The following is a 17,217-nucleotide window of genomic DNA, read 5'->3' on the forward strand; positions in this document are numbered from 1 at the left end:
CGGGCATCGTCATGACCGGCGCCGGCGCGCTCCGCCATCGCATCGCTTTCGAGCGCCGCGAGTCCGTCGACGACGGCTATGGCAACACGCAGGCCGATTACGTCCAGCAGTTCGTGGTCTGGGCCGGCGTCAAGGCCCGCTTCGGCGGCGAGGAGGTGACGGCGGCTCGACTCTCCGGCCAGCAGCCGGTGACGATCACGGTGCGGCGGAGCTCGCAGACGGCGCAGATCAAAGCGGACTGGCGCGCGCGCGATGCGCGGACCGGCGAGATCTACAACATCCGCTCGATCGCGGATCCGACCGATCGCAGCGCTTTCCTCGAGCTGCTCTGCCAGACGGGCGTCGCGACGTGAAGACCGTCCTGATGAAGCGCAGCTTCGACTACCGCCCGCGTGCCGGCGTGATCATCGCCTATGCCGCAGGCCGGACCTACCAACGCGTTCCGGAGGCTGCGGTGCGCGCGATCGTTTCAGCACAGGCAGGTGAGATTCATGGCAACGAAGGTCGAGGGCCGCGCGCGGCTGCTGGCGAAGATGCGGGCGCTGCCGGTCGAGGTCCGATCCGCGATTAAGCAGGCGCTCGCCCAGGGCGCGGACGAGATCACGGATATGCAGAAGCGGCTGGCGCCGGTCAGCGCGACGGGATCGCACGGCAATCCGCCGGGCGCGTTGCGCGACAGCATCGTGCAGACCTGGGGCGGCGAGAAGGCGCGTTATTCGTCGCTGGCCGGCAGCGCCGGCGCCGGCGATCCGGATCTCACCGTCAGGATCTCTGCCGGCAACAGCAAGGTGCGTTATGCGCACCTGGTCGAATTCGGGACGTCGCCGCATTTGAACGGTGGCAAGTTCAAGGGCACGGAGCATCCCGGCACGGTGGCGCAGCCGTTTTTCTATCCGGCCTATCGCGCGCTCCGCAAGCGCGTCAAATCCCGGATCTCGCGGGCGACCAACAAGGCGGCGAAGAAGGTCGCAGCAAAGTGACCAGCCCCTCGCTCGAACTGCAGGGCGCGATCGTGGCGCGGCTGAAGGCCTATCCGGCTTTGGCATCTCTCGTGGGGCCGCGCGTTTATGATCGCGTGCCACCGGAAGTCGAGTTCCCTTATGTGTCTTGGGGGCCGGATCAAATGGTGTCGGACGATTCCGACTGCATCACAGCCTTCGAAATCTCTATCCAGATCGACGCATGGTCGCGCGCCGTCGGCTTTCCCGAGGTCAAGCAGACTGCGGAGGCGGTGCGGGCTGCCCTGCACGATCACGATCTCGCCCTGGCCGAGAACGCGCTGGTGTCGATCCTGCACCGCCAGACCCGCAATTTCCGTGATCCCGATGGACTGACCAGTCACGCAGTCATCGAGTTCGTCGCGCTGATCGAGCAACCCCAGCCTTAACAGGAGAACAAACCCATGGCCGATCCAACCACCGTCAAGTTCGGCAAGTTTCGCGTGCTGCTCGGCAACGATGCTGACCCGATCGTCTATGCGGCGCCCTGCGGCTTCACGTCGAAGTCCCTGACGCTGACCAAGGAATTGACCGACGTCAATCTGCCCGACTGCGACGATCCCGATGCGGTCGCCTGGGTCGGCCGCGATGCCTCGAGCCTGTCGGCCTCGATCTCGGGCGAGGGCGTGCTCGCTGCGGAGTCGGTCGAGACCTGGCTCGATGCCTGGGAGGACGTCGACAGCGTGCCGGTCAAGATCGAGGTCGAGTTTCCGGCCAAGACGATTACCTGGACCGGCTTCATGCATGTCGCGACCTTTACAGCCGGCGCCGAGCAGGGCGGCCGGGCGACGGCCAACGTCGAGATGCAGAGCGACGGCGAGCTCGTGCGCGTGGTGACGCCTTGAGCCGTGACGCGTCGGTCACGCTCGATTGGGCGGACGGAACCTATCATTTCCGTCTCGCCTGGGGCGAGCTTGCCAAGCTGCAGGAAGCCTGCGACGCCGGGCCGTTCGTCGTCCTCGATCGGTTGCATAGCAAGGCCTGCAGGATCGAGGACATCAGCAACGTTTTGCGGCTCGGCCTGGTCGGCGGCGGCTTGGCGCCGGTCGACGCTCTGAAGAAAACCCGCGCCTATGTCGAGGCGCATCCGCCGGCGGAAAACCTGCTCTATGCGATCGCGGTTCTTTCCGCCGGTTGCTACGGCGCGCCGGAGGAGCAGATCGAAAAAAAATCCGGGGCTCCGGACCGGGCGGGACTCGCGTCGACGATCTCCCCAATGGAAAAATCCGGTTCGGAGCCATCTACGGCGCAGCCGGAAAACTGAACCTGTCGCCGCAGCAGGTCGACCGCATGTCGATGTGGCAATTCTACGCAATGATTGCGGGGCAGCTCGACAGCGGCAACGGCCTGACCGACGCCGAGACCGACGAGCTCTGGGATTGGCTCAAGTCTAAGGAATAGATGGCGTGGCAACCGATCTCGAGCGCCTGGTCGTTTCCCTCGAGGCGAACATTTCGAAATATGAAAAATCGCTGGCGAAAGCGGTCGGGCAGACCGACGCGACCGCAAAGACGATCGAGGGGCGGTTCAAGCGGATCAATCCAAGCGTCGCCGACACCTTTCTCAATTCGTTCAGTCGCGGCCTGGTCGGCGCCGCTGCCGGCGCGCTGGCGCTCGAGCAGTCGATCGGCGGCATCCGCCGCGCGATCGGCGAGGTCGACGATCTCGGCGATATGTCCGAGCGCGTCGGCCTGTCGACCGATGCGATCCAGGCGCTGCGGCACACGCTCGGCCAGGCCGGCGGCGACGCCGAGCTCGCCGATCGCGCGTTCGACAAGTTTTCCGACAGCATCGCCAAGGCCTCGCTCGGCAGCGGCTACCTCGCCGAAGTATTCAAGGCGAATGGCGTCGCGCTGCGCGACAGTAGCGGCACGCTGCGCGAGAACGAGGCGCTGCTCGTCGACTTCGCTCGCCTGGTCACGAATGCCGAGACGCCGCAGGAAAAGCTGCGCCTCGCGACCGAGGCATTCGGCCGCCAGGCCGGGCCGAAGATGGTCGGCACGCTCAAGGAAATCGCCGAGCAGGGCCTGCCGGCGCTGATCGAGAACGCAAAGGCCGCCGGCGTGGTGCTCGACCAGGGACTGATCGACAAGGCCGGCGAGCTCGACAAAGCGTTTCGCAAGATCGAGGAGCGGGCCTCGACAGCCTATAAAAAAATCGCCGTTGATTGGGGCGGGCCGGCGCTGCTCGAGACCTTCAAGGGTCTGGAGATCGCGGTCAAAATGTTCGCGCTCAGTTTCGACCTGCTGGCCTCTGGCCGCGTTCGCGAGGCGATCGGATTGATCGACCGCTTTGAAGCCGCCAAGCAGCGCATGACGGTCGGCGGGGAAGGCGTCCAGATGACGCAGGAGGATGCCGGCAAGTTCTATGACGCGGTCGGCATCCAGCCGGAGCGGATCCGCGTCGACGGCGGCCGTAAAACGAAACTTCCGGCCGACACGGGCGGCGTCGACAAGACCGACGCATTCGAGCGCGAGGTCGAACAGACCAAAAAGCGCATCGCCGTGCAGGAGGCCGAGACCGCGGCGATTGATCTCGGCACCTACGCACGCGAGCGGGCGCGCAAGACTGTCGAGCTCGAGACGGCCGCCAAGGCGGCCAACAAGCAGGCCGGCCTCGACGCGAATACGGTCACGGAAGCGCAGCGCGTGCAGATCGATGCGCTCGCCGACGCCTATGCGCGATCCAAGGCGGCGGCCGAGGATGCAAACGGACCGCTGCTGAGTTTTGCACGGGCGGCGCGCGATACGAATGCGCAGCTGCAGGGTGCGGGCCTGAACGGTCTGCATTCATTCGAGGATGCGCTGCTCGGTGTCATCACGGGGACGGAGAGCGCGGCCGATGCCTTCAAGGCAATGGCGAATTCCATCATTGCCGATCTGGCGCGCATCGCGATCCGCCAGGCGATCACGGGGCCGATTGCCGGCGCACTTGGCGGCCTGTTCGGCGGCGGCGGTGGCGGCTCGGTGGGGACGATGCAGATCGGATCGCAGCTGTTTCCGAAAATCGGGTTCAATGCGCAGGGAACCGACAATTGGCGCGGCGGTCCGACCTGGGTCGGCGAGCGCGGTCCGGAGATCGTCAACCTGCCGCGCGGCGCGCAGGTCATTCCGAATAGTGTCGCACGCCGGGCTGCGTCGGGCACCACGATTCAAAACACGTTCATGGTTGCCGGCGACGTGGCGCCGGGCACCATCGAAAAACTCGAGGCGGCCGTGGTCGCTGCGCATCGCAAGGTTGACCAAGTCAATCGCGTGATGGTGACGACGCAACGCATGCAGACGACGGGGGTCGGTTGATGGGCGACGTCGAATTTCCGCGGGCGCTACTGCGCGAGCGGTCGCATGCGTGGAATCTTGCCGGCGTCGCCGTTGCTGGCGGGGCGATCGCGAGCGGCGTCGGTACGCTGACCCGCTCCGATGGCGGCGGATACTGGACCTGCCAAATGTCGGAAATCGGCCTGTCTGGCCGGTCCGGCCAGGCGGTGCCTGATCGTGGCCGCGATCGCCAGCGGATCTCGACCTTGCTCTGGCGGGCCGTCCGCCAGGTCGCCGCCGGGGGCGTCAATAATCTCATCGTGCCGCGCAATGATGCGCTGTTCCGGCCATGGCCGGAGGGGGTCGCGCAGGCGCCGATCGCGCTGCCGCACAGCGACGGCGCATGGTTCTCTGACGATATGGGCTATTACCAGCCCGTGATCGATATCGTCGCGGCCGGCGCGGCCGCCTTGCGGGCAACCTCGCTCGAGATCGAGATCGCCAATTCCGGCGCGCTGCTCGGCGGCGAGAGTTTCTCGATCGATCATCCGACCTGGGGCTGGCGGCTCTATGAGATCGCGACGGTCGACATGGTGTCGGACAGCGAGGCGACCATCACGTTCAATCCGCCGCTGCGCGAGGCCGTGGCTTCGGGCGAAAGCCTCGAGTTCGACCGGCCGCGCTGCCTGATGCGGCTGGCGCAGCCGTCGTCGATGGATCTGCGGGTCGTGCCGTGGACGTTCAACAGTGCAAGCGTCGATTTCGTCGAGGCGCCGATCACATGAATTTTTCCGACGAGGAGCTGGCGCAGCTGCAGTCCGGTGTCGCCAATCTCGGGATATTCTTTCGCCTCGACGTCGAGCCGGAGCCGGTTCGGATCTGGCTCGGCTTTGGCGCGATCGAGCCGGGCGTCAACGTGTTTGATCCGGCCGGCGCGCGGTATCGCGGAATGCGTGTCCTGCTCGACCTGCCGCAAATCTCGCAGCTGCTCAACGGCGCGGCCGAGCGCGTCGAGTTCGTCCTGTCCGGCGTCGCCGGCGACGTCGCCACGATTGCATCGGGTGACGACGCCGAGCAGGTCAAGGGAAAGGCGGTCGTTGTCGGCTTTGCGCTGATGGGCGCCGACTTCCAATTGATCGGCCCGGTGCATTGGCTGGCCTATTACGTTGCTGATTTTCTCGGGGGCGAGCAGGTCGCGTCCGCCGGCGGCCTGATCACGCGCACGCTGACGCTATCCTGCGGCACGCGGTTCACGGGTCGGCGCCGACCGTCCTTTTCCTACTATTCCGATGCGGATCATCAGGCGCGCTTTCCTGGCGATACGTTCTGCGACTTCACGGGCAAATATGCGCACGGGTTCAGCAAGAAATGGCCGATCTTCTGATGCAACTCGCAATCTATCTCGATCGCGTCGCCGGGCGCGATTGCGCCTATGGGGTTCATGACTGCGCGACGCTGATGGCTGACTGGCTGATCACGTGCGGGTATCCCGACGCGATGCCGGACCGGCGAGGCGCCTACGCGACGGAGGCCGAGTATAGGGCCGCTATCCGCAGCGAAGGCGGGATGGTGGCGGCGTGCCGGCGGCGCTTTGCGCGGGTCGGGCTGGCGGTGGTCGCGCAGCCGGCGGCCGGCGACGTTGCGCTGGTCCTGGCGCCGAACGCGCGCGGCCTGCGCGTTCCCGCTGGCGCGATCGCGATGGATCGAGGACGTGTTGCGCTGTTGTCGTGGCCGCGCGGTGTCGTGGTCGCGACGTTGCCTGTCCTGGCGGCGTGGAGTGTCGGCCGTGGCTGAGACGGTTGGCGCGCTCATTTTCGCCTCGATCGAGGCTGCCGGCGTAGCCGGAGCGGCTTCTCTTGGAACGACGGCGATCGTCGGAACGCTAACGGTCAACGCCGTGGTTGGTGCGGCCGTGCTCACAGCGGCGACGATTGGGCTGCAATATGCGCTCAACAATCCGCAGGTTCCGAAGCCGGAGAACGGCGCGCAGGTTCTCCGGCAGGCTGTGCCGCCGCGGCAGCGGGGTTATTGGATCAACAGGCTCGGCGGCGCCTATATGTTCTATGAGGCCGACAGTCCGCCGTCACGCTCCTATGATGTCATTGCGTTTCACTCCGGGCGGGTCGAGACCCTGCTGTCGCTGTACCTGGGCGATGATGTCGTAACGACGACGCCGTCCGTCCTCACGGGCGGCGCGGGCAGCGTGGATGCGCTGTCGGACGGCAGCTACGGAGGCAATGTTGCGATACAGACGCGGCTCGGTGGCCTCGCGCCGGCGCCGATGACCAGCATGCCTGCGAATTGGGATTCGGCGCATGTCGGCAATGGCATTGCCTATGCGTCGGTCATCTGCACTGCGCCCGGCAATCCTGAGGATTTCACGAAGAAATTCCCGCGGGGCCGGCCGGATCTCTCCGTCGTTGCGAGGTGCGCGCCCGTTTTCGATCCGCGAGACGGCGCGCAATCGCGGTCCAATCGGTCCACCTGGCTGGCGTCACCAAACCCGGTGCTGCAGCTGATGGACTACATCACCGAGGCGGATGGGGGTATGGGGGAGGAGTTCGACGTCCTGTTTCCGCCCGACGTGCTGGCGCAATGGATGGTGGAGGCGGAGCTCTGCGACATCGATGTCGGCGGCCGTCCGCGCTACAAGTCGGCCGGATTTTACCAGTTCGATAATTCGCCGGAGAACGTCGTCAACAAGATCCTCGCGACCTGCGACGGATGGATGGTGGAGAATGGCGACGGCAGCCTGGCGCTGACGGTCGGCGTCTACCGGGATCCGGTCGAGCCGCCGCTGTCGTCGGATCATATTCTGGGCTGGAGCTGGCGGCGCGGCCAGGCCGACGAGGAGTCGGTCAATCAACTCGACGTCACCTATACCAATCCGGATCTCGCCTACACGACCGACCAGATTGACTCCGTCAGGGACGAGGCGGCGATCGCGCGCGCCGGTATCGTGCGCGCGAGGCCGCTCGACCTGTCCTGGGTGCAGGATGCCGACCAGGCGGCGACACTCGCGGGGCGGGCGCTGCTGCGCCTCAATTCGGCGATGGCTGGAACATTCGTGACGACGCTCTATGGCCTCCGATATCTGGGCCAGCGCTGGGTCCGGGTGCAGCTTCCTGAAGTGAGGGGGCTTGAGGATTGCGTCGTCGAGATCCAGGACCGCGGCGCGATCGATCTGGTGAACGGCCGCGTGACCTTCTCATGGAATCTGGTCGATCCCGACGCGTTGCTCGCCCTGCAATAGCAATCTGCTTTTTTTCTGTAATCAAAGAAGGTCTTCCCGATGGCGATCATCAAGACTGCCGCCGAAATCTTTCGCCGCTACGTGACTGCCGGCGTGCCCGCGTCAGGGCCGAATCCGGTCGTCAAGGACGATGTGATCGCATGGGGAACATTCCTCGAGACGATGCTCAATGCAGGCGCGGGCGCCGCTGGTCTTGCTTATGCCACGCTGTCCGCACTCAGCGCTGATCTGGCCCACGGCGCCAATTCGTCGGCGATCGTCTATAATGATGCGAGCCCGGGCAACAATGGCTTCTACGTCAAGTCCGGCGCCTCCGGCACGGGATCATGGTCGCGCGTCGGTGATCTTCCGAGCGTGATCGTGCCGCTGACGGTGACGGGCGGGACGGCGAATGCGATCGTTGCGACCGGGCCTGAGACGCCGCTGCAGCCGGGCCGCAAGCTGTTCCTGCTGACTCCGACCGCGAACAACACCAGTGCGACCACGCTAAACTACAACAGCCAGGGCGCGCTGCCGGTCCGCTCGGCATTCGGCACGGCGCTGTTCGGCGGCGAGCTGCTGATCAATTCGCCGATCCTGATGCTTGGCGCGGCAGATCACTTCACGCTGCTGCTGTCGACCAATGTCGACGCCGACGGCATCCTGGCCTCGGCTCAGGCAGCGCAGGCGGCAGCTGCGGATTCCGCGTCGGATTCCGCGGACAGCGCCACTCTCGCGCAAGGCTATGCGTTGGCGGCGGATCCTATCATCCGGCCGGCCTACGGGCCGGTGGCCTCGCCGTGGCCTTACTTCATCGGCGACAGCCTGTTCACCAATGCCCATGGCTCGCCGGCGCTGCCGGCGCTGATCCAGACTGCCAAAGGTTGGGGGACGATCGTCACCAACGCCGTATCCGGCGCGACCATCGCCGACCAGGCCTCGATCTACGGCTGGCAACGATCGCCCTCGATCGCTAACCCGTCGTTCGTCTGGCTGCTGACGAATGATTGCATTCTGGACTCCGGCAACAATCGCAAGACCGAGCAGACGTCGCTCGAAGGCCTGCGGGCGCTGCTGTGCCATCTCGCCATTCCGACCGCAAAGCGCGTCACCGGCCAGGCCATGAGCGTGGCCGCCGGCGCGTGGGGCAATATCGGCAGTACGCTGGATCCGGGCGGGACGACGACCACCACCAACGGCGCCGTGAAGCGCGCGACGGTGTTCGGCCGGCATGTCGTCGTCGCCGGCTGGGCCAATACGTCATCCAACGGCATCGGCGCGGTGACCATCGGCAATTCCGATCACTCGGCGCCGATCGTCGAGAATACCATCTCCTTCAAGCGGCCTACGATCCTTTCGAATTCGCCGGGCGGCTCGCCGACGCAGACGATCCCGTTCGTGCGGATCTACAAGAACGTCGGGATCGACGACAACTCGAAGCTGGAGGTTTCGGTCGCCAATCTTGCGCCTACCGGCGCCGGCAACGACATTTTCATCAGCTATGTGGCTGGTCTGTCCGGCGCGCAGAACGAGGCCATGCCGCTGGTGAACGTATTCAACCTGCACCACTTCTCAGGAGTTGGCGAGTCGGCTCAGGGCACCAACGCGACGCGGCGCGATCGTTTGAACGTCGGCATAGCCAACATCGTCGACGAACTTGTCGGGCTCGGCTTGTGGGTCGTTCCGATCGATGCCAAGAGCGTGCTGTGGGACACCTCGCTGCTCGATACCGACGGCGTGCATCCGATCAATTCGGGGAACGCGGCGCTATCTACCGAGGCGGTGACCGCGCTCGATAGCGCGCAGAGCTACTACAAGAAACGTCTGTCACAGCGAAATGCGGCCGATGTGATCGACACGATCGGCTCGAGCTTGGTCGTCCGCGGGGCGATGGTTGTCGAGGAGTTTCGCCGCGTCCTCAAGTCAGCGGATGCGGTCGGGTCGGGCTTTTCGGCTCACAACAACAACACCGATCAGGGCGTTCCGGCATCGACGTTGACGACACTGTCATTCGGGACAGAACTCTATGACATTGCCGGCGACTTTGCTTCGAGCACATGGACGCCAGGGGCTCGCAAAATCGAGATTCGCGCAGCCGCAACATTCCAGGTGACTGTCGATCAGGCGCGATACGAGCTTTGGTTGTACAAGAACGGCACTGCGCTTCACCGCTTGGATGCGAAGCATGCCTCTGGCACCAGTGAGCTGCAGGTTGGCGGCGTCGCGTTCGACGTCGCGGACGAGGGCGTCGCCTATACTATTCGGGCCTTTCAGACCTCCGGCGGCGCCGCTACTGTCGACGGGCAGAGCACAAAGACCTATTTCATGGGAACGAGCGCTCATTGACGCGCGCGGCGGCTACTAGAAAAAGTGAATTCGTCCCGTCGCCTGGAGATATCCGACTATCGTCGCAGCCAGCGCAACAAGGACGCCAACGTCGAGCACGAAGTCCTTAACGGCCTTGTTGATCTCCTCCTCAGTCGGCTCTGGCTCGTCCGGGTCGGGCGGCGTTTCCATCGAAGACATGGTGAGGAGTGGCCTTCTCTCGCCTCGCATTGCGGGAAGCTTCCCCGCCAAAATTGTCGCACCGATTGCAGGGTGCTCGACGCTCGCCTTTTAGCGGCCGCAACTTACTCGGGCAATACGGAATAGCACGCGGCCCGCTCCTCTTCGGACTACCTTCCAGAAAGGATTATGCCCATGCCGCAATCGATCACGGCTGCCCAGTTGAAGGCGATCGCCGGCAGCGGCGCGCGCGGCGACCTGGTCGCGGCGATCGTGCGCGGCTGGCCGAACGCGGTCGCCAAGGCCGGGCTGACGACGCGCTTACGGGCTGCACATTTCCTGGCGCAGATCATGACCGAGACCGGCGGGCTCTCGATCCTCGAGGAGAGCGGGGCCTATAGGGCGGCGCGCATCATGGAGATCTTCGGCGTCGGCCGGCACAGCGCGGCGGTGACCGCGGCAGAGGCGAAGCGCATCGCGGCGCTGCCGGTCGCACGGCGTGGGCCCGTGCTGTTCAACCGGGTCTATGGCGTCGGCAATCCGACCAAGATGCGCGAATTCAACAACACCGGGCCGAACGATGGCTGGCTCTATCGCGGCGGCGGCATGATGCAGGCCACGGGCAAGAGCAACTACGCGAAGATGGCGAAGAAGACCGGCCTGCCGCTGGTCGAGCATCCGGAGCTGCTGCACCAGCCGGATTCGGCGTTCATGGCAGCTTATCTCGAATGGGCGCAGGACGGCCGCTGCAACGCCGCGGCCGATCGCGACGACGTCGTCGAGGCCCGGTGGATCATCAACGGCGGCAAGAACGGCCTTGCCGAGTGCCGCAAATATCTCGCCAAGGCGAAGCAGGTGCTGGCGGATTATTCGGCGACGCCGGTCGCGTCCTTCGTCACCATGGATCCGGCGGCCGAGCAGGACGCTGTTGCGGCCGCGACGCAGGACGATCCGGCGCCGGCGCCGCCGAACGTGCAGCCGCTCGATCCCGACGTGCGCGGCGATCCCGTGCTCTTTGACGTGCAGAGGCGCCTCAAGGCGCGCCGCTACTCGCCCGGTGTGATCGACGGCCGCTGGGGCAGCGGCACCAGCGGTGCGCTGTCGGGCTTCATGAACGATCGCGGTCTGGCGCTGCCGCTGCCGACGTCGGTCGAGACGTTCCACGGCATCGCCGACCAGGTGCGCGATGAACTGACGGAGGCCGAGACCGAGGGCTGGTATCGGCCGGTCAGCGAGGCACGCGCCGCGGCGGATCCGAAGGTGGTGACCCAGCTCGCGCCGGAGGTGGTGCCGGCCAAGCGCAATTTCCTTGCGGCGCTCTGGGGCTCGATCGTCGCCGGCGTCGGTGCGGTCTGGGACAGCGTAAGCGGTAGCATCGCGGACGCATGGAATTTCTTCTCCGATCATCGCGACGTCGTCGACGATCACCCGGGCCTGGTGTCGACGCTGTGGAGCCATGTCGCCGGCATGCCCTCGGAGATCTGGTGGCTGCTCGGCGCCGGCGGACTCGCCTTCATCGCCTACAATTCCTGGCGCGCGATCAAGACCTCGACGCTGTCAGTGCAAACCGGAGAACGGCAATGATCGAAGCGTTTCTGCTCGCTTGGAAGGCGGCCTCCTGGGGCATGCGGATCGTCGCCGTGGTTGGCCCGCTGTTGGTCGCCGGCACAGTCTACGGCGTCTGGCATCACAAGGTCGACCAGGCCGGCTACCGCCGCGCGCTCGCCGACATCGCCGCCGAGGACAAGCGCGCGATCGGCCAGGCGACCGAGCTGCGCAAGACCTGGCGTGAATGCCGCGACCGCGGCGGCCGCTGGATCCAGAGCGAGGGGAGGTGTTCGTGATGCGCGTTGCGGTGTTGATGCTGCTCGGCCTTCTGCTCGCCGGCTGCGGCCACGGCGGTCCGGTCTCGATCGCCGGCGGCGAATGCAAGATCTTCGAGGCACCGAAATACGAGGTGCGGGGCAAGGCTGCCTACGACCAGGACTGGATCGACAGCACGGTCGAGGGCGGCGTCGGGGGCTGTCGTTGGAGGCGGCCTCAGGCGCGGCCGGCAGGGCTCGATGAAAATGGCCTGATCGACGTGACCAAGCCGCCGCCGGCGAAGCGCAAGAGCCTAGCCCGGAGGATCCGCGATCGCGTGTTGCCGGCGAAGGAATGGCCTGCAGCTGCGCCGCCGATCGAGCCGGCGCCTGTGGTGGTGCCGCCGCCTGCGCCGGCGCCCCGGCCGCCGCGCAGCGCCATCGAGCGGCTGCTCGAGCCGCGGGACGACGATTGAAGCCGCATGCGTCTCCTCAGCTACTACCTCGAAGGCCGGCGTTACGAATGGCTCATTACCATCGCCATGCTGTGGCTGGCGGTGGCAACGTTCGTCTCGCCGGAGATCCTGCGCGCCTCGGCGTTCCAGTGGATGGCGCTGGTGATCTCGCCATGGGTCACGGCGTGTCTGCTGTTCGCGATCGGCTGGGCCCGGCTGGTCGGTCTCTTGCTCAACGGGCACCAGGTGAGGGGGCGCCGTGTCGGGCCGATGATCCGGGCCGTGACCGCGGCGGCGTGCGCGGTGATGTGGGTGCAGTTCGATCTGGCGCTGATCCAGCTCTCGATCAGCCAGGGCTTCATGTCGCCCGGGGTGCCCTTCTGGTCGATGTTCGTGCTGGGCGAGCTCGACGTGGCCTATCGGGTGGTGGCGAATGGAAGAACTTCTTAAGGCGCTGGGGCCGTGGCCGGTGGCGCAGGGGATCGTGATCGGGCTGCTGGTTGCAGCCGCCGGCTTCTGGGCGATCCGGAGGGGCTTGCAGGATAACCAGCGCACCCGTGCCGACGACGACGAGGTTCGTGTCGTCCGCATCGAGGAGGTGCTCACGGTCCGCCTTGATCTGACCGACGAGGAGAAGCGCTGGCAGTGGGAAGCCTACAAGCAGCTCGGCCACCTCGAGAAGAACAGTTTCGAGATGGCCGAGCACAGTGACGACATGGTCGAGCTGCTGCGCGAGATCCTGAAGGGCATCAACCGGCTCGCCGACGGCCGCTGGAACAGCCGGCAGTAGCCGCGCGCACCATCCCCATCGAAAAAAGGAAACTCCATGTTGCTTCGCCTCGTCCTGGCGGCGCTTTGCTGCGCCCTGTTTGCATCCGTCGCCGACGCCCGTCCGCGCCACGTGCGCGCCGCAACGCTCGATCCCGGCTGCAACGTCATCTTTCCGTGCGAGGTCGCTTCGGTCGCTGCACCGGCCCGGCCGGCGCGGTTCGGTGCGCGCATGGCAGCCCGGCCGGCGCAGATCCTGCCGCATCCGCAGGGGTGCCCGCGGCGCGCGTTCTGCGGCTGCGGCGCGGCGGTGCGGGTGTTCGGCAATCCGGTCCGCAAGCTGTGGCTGGCGGCCGCCTGGTTCGGCTTTCCGCGCGCGGCACCGGCCACCGGCATGGTCGCGGTGCGGCGGCATCATGTGTTCGTGCTCGAGCAGCATCTCGGCGGCTCGACCTGGCTTGCTTATGACGCCAACTCCGGCCGTCACGCGACTCGGCTGCATGCCCGCTCGATCGCCGGATACGTGATCGTGAACCCCCGCGCGATGCGGAGCATCGGCGTGCGCCGTTAGGTGAGAGGCCTTGCGGCCCTTCAGATCGTGTCAAGCCTCCAGCCCGGCGCGGGATGCCTCTCGCGCCGGGGTACTGACGGAAGATTGACCTGGACGCCGGCAACTGGGGCGGCCTCAATGCAATTTGCGGCGCAGCTTTTCGATAAGTTCGCGCTGTTCCTTAATGTCCTGCCTGACGATCTCGCGCAGCTCTTCCGTGCGCTGTTCCTCGGGAGGTTTCTTTGGTGGTGGCGCCGGTGCTTCCTTGCTCATGGCTCAATTCATCAAGCGGCCCTCGGTAAGGATTGATTCACCTCAACAACTCCAGTTCCATTTTCAGATCAGGCCACTCCAAAATCAAACTAAGCCACTGACGTCGGAAACAGGCCAGCGCCCGCGCCGGGCTTTGTCATGTCCGCACCGGCGTGTCCGCCTTCGGCCTTGGATGCACGCGGGCGTCGACCAGCACCTCCGTGATGGCGTCCCGAAGGCTGTCGCGATCGAGAATGCGCAGCAGTGCATCGACCGTTGCCACAGCGTCGCGCTCATGCGTGAGGTAGTCGGCCAGCGCCATCATGGCGAGGTCGTAGCTCTGCTCGATGTGCTCGGCATCGGATATAAGCACCATCATAGATCCTCCCGCAGGCTCTTGAAGAACGGATGCCGCAGATGGCCATTCGCCGACTTGGCGCGGTACTCGACTTCGGCGGCAAGGCGCGGCTCGACCCAGATACCGCTGTTGGGAATGCGCCTGGCGAAGGGCTGTGTCTTGCGCACCAGCTTCTTCAGCCTGCGCTGCAGATCCTTGACGGCCGTGTCCTCGAAACCGTGCTCGACCTTGCCGGCATAGACCAGCTTGTCGCCGTGCTGCCGGCCGACATAGATACCGTCGAAGCGGTTGTCCTTGATCTTGAAGCCGGCGATCGCCAGCGTCTCGCGGTGGGCGCAGGTGGTCTTGACCCAGTAATTGCCGCGCAGGCCGCCATAGGGGGAATCGGCGATCTTGGAGACGACGCCCTCGAGTTCGCCGGCGCAGACGCGCCGATAGAGCTCGGCGCCGTCCAGGTCGAAATGGTCGCTGTACTCGATCGGCGTGCCGGCGAGCAGCGCCTTGAGGGCGGCCTTGCGCTCGAGCAGCGGCAACTTCCGAAGGTCGCGGCCATCGAAATAGAGCAGGTCGAATGCCACCATGACGAGGTTTTCGGCCTTGCCGGTGAGGCTCTTCTGCAGGGTCGCGAAGTCGGTCTTGCCGCCTTCGCCGGGCACCACGATCTCGCCGTCGATAATTGCCGACGTCGCGTTGATCAGATCGGCATCGTGCGCCACTTTCCGGAAGCGCTTTGTCCAGTCGTGGCCGTTCCGCGTGTAGATCCTCACCTCATGGTTGGCGATGTGGATCTGACCGCGGTAGCCGTCGAACTTGATCTCGTGGATCCACCGCTCGCCGCGTGGGACGCGATCGACCTGCTCGGCGAGCACGGGCTCGATGAAGCCGGGGAAGGGGGCCTTGATCCCGATCTCTTTCCACTTCTCGCGACGCCACGCCACAGGCCAACTCCACGCAACACGAACAGGTGGATTCGAGTCCTTCGGAGTTGATTCGTTCCGGTGACGACGGCGAACCATCTAGCGGGCGAGCTCGGCAGGCGTCGGCGCTAGCGGTTAATAGGAGAGGGCCGCCTTCGCGGCGGCCCTGTCAGAAGTCTGAGCGCTTCGGATAAAAATAAGGTGCAAAAATACCAGCCCCGGGATGCAAACAGCTAAGGATACAAACACGTGCCCGGATGCAGGCATGTAAGCAGCGGATTGTTTCAGGAGTATTTCGTCTCGGCGCAGGATCGTTGTTCCAAGCAAGGAACCGCAGAAGACGGACAAGCCGAGCGATCACGTCAGTTTGGGCGGCCGAAGCCCGGGCGAGGTGATCCACTCACTCAAATGGGCACCCGTCTCGGCCAAGCGCGCTCTCCTAAGGAGATTCTCGCGCTCGGCGCCGGCCGGGAGATTCGCGGCTTGTTCTTTGAGCTTAGCCGCCTGTTCGGCCAGTCTCTCCTCGAGAGAGCGAACTTGCTTCACCCTACGGCGCTCAGCCATGGGACGCCTCCTGACACCGTTCGATTGATCTGTAAGCCGCAAATGACCGGTCAGGTTCCTGGTCGAAAAAAATCCGCCGGAGACGATCAGCCCGTGCCCATGCGGGCTGGCCGAAAATCCGGCCGGACGTCGGCACCGCGCCGGCTGCATTTGCTGCAGATGAACCTGGGCTCGAGGTCCGACAGGCTCACGTCATCGGGCCAGCGATCGACCTCGGCAGGCGGTAGCCTGATCATGTGGCCGCAGCGGTGGTCGGCGCAGAACACCAGCAGGCCCCGCGCGCCGGCGCGGCCGTGACGCATTTCGCCAAGGGTGATCTTGGGCATAGGTGGCGGCACCGTCGCTTTCTCGCACGTGAACGCAGCGACACAAATTTATCGCCGAGGGAATGGCAAAGGAGCCGCCCCGCCCCCCATCAGTAGGGTGCTGTTCTTCGTAGAGCGGGTTAACTTGGTTACGGCTTTCCGCCGGCGATTTGTACAAGCGCAGTCGCTGGCTTGGAGTGTTCAATCGCGAGTATCTCGCGAGCCATTAAAGCTATAACCACTTTGGCTTGGTTCAACAGAATGTCCGCATCTCCCTCATTGAGCACGATTCTGACGTGCATCAGCGGGTTGCGATCATTGTCCTTCAACTGCTGCAGATAAAACATCGTTTTGGATTGAGGAATGGTACCGGTGGTGATCAGATTCAAGCGATGCAGCAAGCCGCCCCAGTTACGAACGCCCGTGTCGGGTTGATTCGTGTATGCTGTATAGTAACGCCGCAAGACTGCCTCTACTGCTCTGCACACATGGTAGCCGGCTGCACTCCAAAGGCCGAAGGCAAAGCACCTGCCGGCGCTCCGATATTCGGCGAGAGCCACAGGGCCGATAGACGAGTGCAGCTCTGGAAGGAATGCTCTCTCGAACTCATCAACCAGGTCGCGAGTGCTGTAGGATCCCCGTTTGGGCACCCAATAGGAAGCTGCAACTTCCATTTCGACGCGCAACACCGTCTCGAATGACTGAGCCGCAGGTCGCAATGTCATAAGGGTGAATGGGCCAACCGGGACGCCTGGGTCTTTCGGCCATTGCCAGCTGCCATTTGCATCCTGATAGTGCTCCTTCTCAACTTCATCGAGTACTGCGAGAAGTCGCTGAGCTTCACCTATACAAAGGTCCACTTTTGCCTGGGGATTGGGCCCGAGCAGCTGCTTAAGCGCTCCTTGGGCGTTGAGCATCGGCAGAAAGAAATCTCCAAGGGCGATGTTGTCTTGCAGGCTCAAAAGCGGGCGAATATTGGCGCCCAATTCATAAATCCGAAATAGCTCCGCTCGATCCATTTTTGCTCTCTCCAGCCCGATCCAATAATAGGTCAGAACGCTCCGAGAACAAATGATCCTGTTTTTGTGCCTGTCGAAACCGCAGTCGTTCGCCGTCTGTGCCGACTTTGCCGGGGACGTGAAAACGGGGAAACCCTAGAAAATGCAGGCACCTGCTGGTGCCGGCTGAGGGGATTGAACCCCCGACCTTCGGTTTACAAAACCGCTGCTCTACCGCTGAGCTAAGCCGGCGAGG

The 17,217-nt window shown here is 64.7% G+C and carries 24 protein-coding genes and 1 tRNA gene; 18 read left to right on the top strand and 7 right to left on the bottom strand.

Annotation, left to right across the window (positions count from 1 at the left end):
- The first annotated feature begins 11 nt into the window (after nt 1–11).
- From AC1RQP_RS28145 to AC1RQP_RS28200, 12 genes are all read left to right on the top strand, one after another.
- Complete coding sequence (locus AC1RQP_RS28145; protein WP_492939775.1) at nt 12–353, top strand: phage head closure protein; 342 nt, start codon at nt 12–14, stop codon at nt 351–353.
- A complete protein-coding gene (locus AC1RQP_RS28150) occupies nt 350–571 on the top strand; it encodes a hypothetical protein (RefSeq protein ID WP_492939777.1) in 222 nt (73 codons plus the stop codon). Before AC1RQP_RS28145 ends, AC1RQP_RS28150 begins: the two co-directional genes overlap by 4 nt.
- Nucleotides 492–980, top strand: a complete 489-nt coding sequence (locus tag AC1RQP_RS28155; RefSeq protein WP_492939779.1) for an HK97-gp10 family putative phage morphogenesis protein — start codon at nt 492–494, stop codon at nt 978–980. The genes AC1RQP_RS28150 and AC1RQP_RS28155 overlap by 80 nt, the downstream gene beginning before the upstream one ends.
- Nucleotides 977–1,387, top strand: coding sequence for a DUF3168 domain-containing protein (locus AC1RQP_RS28160; protein ID WP_492939781.1), 411 nt, complete (start codon nt 977–979; stop codon nt 1,385–1,387). The genes AC1RQP_RS28155 and AC1RQP_RS28160 overlap by 4 nt, the downstream gene beginning before the upstream one ends.
- 15 nt (nt 1,388–1,402) lie before the next feature.
- The gene (locus AC1RQP_RS28165) at nt 1,403–1,843 is read left to right on the top strand and encodes a phage tail tube protein (protein ID WP_492939783.1); all 441 of its coding nucleotides are present in this window, start codon (nt 1,403–1,405) and stop codon (nt 1,841–1,843) included.
- On the top strand, nt 1,840–2,262 hold the full coding sequence (locus AC1RQP_RS28170) for a gene transfer agent family protein (RefSeq protein ID WP_492939785.1): 423 nt from the start codon (nt 1,840–1,842) through the stop codon (nt 2,260–2,262). The genes AC1RQP_RS28165 and AC1RQP_RS28170 overlap by 4 nt, the downstream gene beginning before the upstream one ends.
- Nucleotides 2,263–2,404: 142 nt before the next feature.
- Nucleotides 2,405–4,297 carry a phage tail tape measure C-terminal domain-containing protein gene (locus AC1RQP_RS28175; protein ID WP_492939787.1) on the top strand — a complete coding sequence of 631 codons (1,893 nt, stop codon included), beginning with the start codon at nt 2,405–2,407 and terminating at the stop codon, nt 4,295–4,297.
- Entirely contained in the window at nt 4,297–5,040 is a 744-nt protein-coding gene (locus AC1RQP_RS28180) for a hypothetical protein (RefSeq protein ID WP_492939789.1), read from the top strand. The genes AC1RQP_RS28175 and AC1RQP_RS28180 overlap by 1 nt, the downstream gene beginning before the upstream one ends.
- Nucleotides 5,037–5,639, top strand: a complete 603-nt coding sequence (locus tag AC1RQP_RS28185; protein WP_492939791.1) for a hypothetical protein — start codon at nt 5,037–5,039, stop codon at nt 5,637–5,639. The genes AC1RQP_RS28180 and AC1RQP_RS28185 overlap by 4 nt, the downstream gene beginning before the upstream one ends.
- Nucleotides 5,624–6,049 (top strand): DUF6950 family protein, encoded by a 426-nt coding sequence (locus tag AC1RQP_RS28190; protein WP_492939793.1) that lies wholly within the window; start codon nt 5,624–5,626, stop codon nt 6,047–6,049. The genes AC1RQP_RS28185 and AC1RQP_RS28190 overlap by 16 nt, the downstream gene beginning before the upstream one ends.
- Entirely contained in the window at nt 6,042–7,508 is a 1,467-nt protein-coding gene (locus AC1RQP_RS28195) for a hypothetical protein (RefSeq protein WP_492939795.1), read from the top strand. The genes AC1RQP_RS28190 and AC1RQP_RS28195 overlap by 8 nt, the downstream gene beginning before the upstream one ends.
- A gap of 39 nt (nt 7,509–7,547) precedes the next feature.
- On the top strand, nt 7,548–9,833 hold the full coding sequence (locus tag AC1RQP_RS28200) for a hypothetical protein (RefSeq protein WP_492939796.1): 2,286 nt from the start codon (nt 7,548–7,550) through the stop codon (nt 9,831–9,833).
- A 15-nt stretch (nt 9,834–9,848) separates the two neighbouring features.
- Here the strand turns inward: AC1RQP_RS28200 and AC1RQP_RS28205 are convergent, their stop codons facing one another.
- The gene (locus AC1RQP_RS28205) at nt 9,849–10,013 is read right to left on the bottom strand and encodes a hypothetical protein (RefSeq protein WP_492939798.1); all 165 of its coding nucleotides are present in this window, start codon (nt 10,011–10,013) and stop codon (nt 9,849–9,851) included.
- 174 nt (nt 10,014–10,187) lie between these two features.
- On the opposite strand from AC1RQP_RS28205, the gene AC1RQP_RS28210 reads away from it, so the two are divergent.
- From AC1RQP_RS28210 to AC1RQP_RS28235, 6 genes are read left to right on the top strand one after another with little or no spacing between them, the layout of a single operon-like run.
- The gene (locus AC1RQP_RS28210; RefSeq protein WP_492939800.1) at nt 10,188–11,576 is read left to right on the top strand and encodes a hypothetical protein; all 1,389 of its coding nucleotides are present in this window, start codon (nt 10,188–10,190) and stop codon (nt 11,574–11,576) included.
- Nucleotides 11,573–11,836, top strand: coding sequence for a hypothetical protein (locus tag AC1RQP_RS28215; RefSeq protein WP_492939802.1), 264 nt, complete (start codon nt 11,573–11,575; stop codon nt 11,834–11,836). Before AC1RQP_RS28210 ends, AC1RQP_RS28215 begins: the two co-directional genes overlap by 4 nt.
- Nucleotides 11,833–12,270 carry a hypothetical protein gene (locus tag AC1RQP_RS28220; protein WP_492939804.1) on the top strand — a complete coding sequence of 146 codons (438 nt, stop codon included), beginning with the start codon at nt 11,833–11,835 and terminating at the stop codon, nt 12,268–12,270. Before AC1RQP_RS28215 ends, AC1RQP_RS28220 begins: the two co-directional genes overlap by 4 nt.
- A 6-nt stretch (nt 12,271–12,276) precedes the next feature.
- Nucleotides 12,277–12,699 (top strand): hypothetical protein, encoded by a 423-nt coding sequence (locus tag AC1RQP_RS28225; protein WP_492939806.1) that lies wholly within the window; start codon nt 12,277–12,279, stop codon nt 12,697–12,699.
- The gene (locus AC1RQP_RS28230; protein WP_492939808.1) at nt 12,683–13,039 is read left to right on the top strand and encodes a hypothetical protein; all 357 of its coding nucleotides are present in this window, start codon (nt 12,683–12,685) and stop codon (nt 13,037–13,039) included. The genes AC1RQP_RS28225 and AC1RQP_RS28230 overlap by 17 nt, the downstream gene beginning before the upstream one ends.
- 36 nt (nt 13,040–13,075) lie before the next feature.
- Complete coding sequence (locus AC1RQP_RS28235) at nt 13,076–13,588, top strand: hypothetical protein (RefSeq protein ID WP_492939810.1); 513 nt, start codon at nt 13,076–13,078, stop codon at nt 13,586–13,588.
- 114 nt (nt 13,589–13,702) lie between these two features.
- Here the strand turns inward: AC1RQP_RS28235 and AC1RQP_RS28240 are convergent, their stop codons facing one another.
- The 6 genes from AC1RQP_RS28240 to AC1RQP_RS28265 all read right to left on the bottom strand — a co-directional run bounded on the left by AC1RQP_RS28240 (nt 13,703) and on the right by AC1RQP_RS28265 (nt 17,213).
- The gene (locus AC1RQP_RS28240) at nt 13,703–13,840 is read right to left on the bottom strand and encodes a hypothetical protein (RefSeq protein WP_492939812.1); all 138 of its coding nucleotides are present in this window, start codon (nt 13,838–13,840) and stop codon (nt 13,703–13,705) included.
- Nucleotides 13,841–13,976: 136 nt separating this feature from the next.
- Complete coding sequence (locus AC1RQP_RS28245; protein WP_492939814.1) at nt 13,977–14,198, bottom strand: hypothetical protein; 222 nt, start codon at nt 14,196–14,198, stop codon at nt 13,977–13,979.
- A complete protein-coding gene (gene ligD / locus AC1RQP_RS28250) occupies nt 14,195–15,115 on the bottom strand; it encodes a non-homologous end-joining DNA ligase (protein ID WP_492939816.1) in 921 nt (306 codons plus the stop codon). Before ligD ends, AC1RQP_RS28245 begins: the two co-directional genes overlap by 4 nt.
- Nucleotides 15,116–15,744: 629 nt before the next feature.
- Nucleotides 15,745–15,984 carry a hypothetical protein gene (locus AC1RQP_RS28255; protein ID WP_492939818.1) on the bottom strand — a complete coding sequence of 80 codons (240 nt, stop codon included), beginning with the start codon at nt 15,982–15,984 and terminating at the stop codon, nt 15,745–15,747.
- Between the two features lie 128 nt (nt 15,985–16,112).
- Entirely contained in the window at nt 16,113–16,982 is an 870-nt protein-coding gene (locus tag AC1RQP_RS28260; RefSeq protein ID WP_492939820.1) for a hypothetical protein, read from the bottom strand.
- Nucleotides 16,983–17,138: 156 nt separating this feature from the next.
- Nucleotides 17,139–17,213, bottom strand: a tRNA-Thr gene (locus tag AC1RQP_RS28265).
- Nucleotides 17,214–17,217: the final 4 nt, after the last annotated feature.

Source organism: Bradyrhizobium sp. GW821-FHT13H06 (assembly GCF_058803975.1).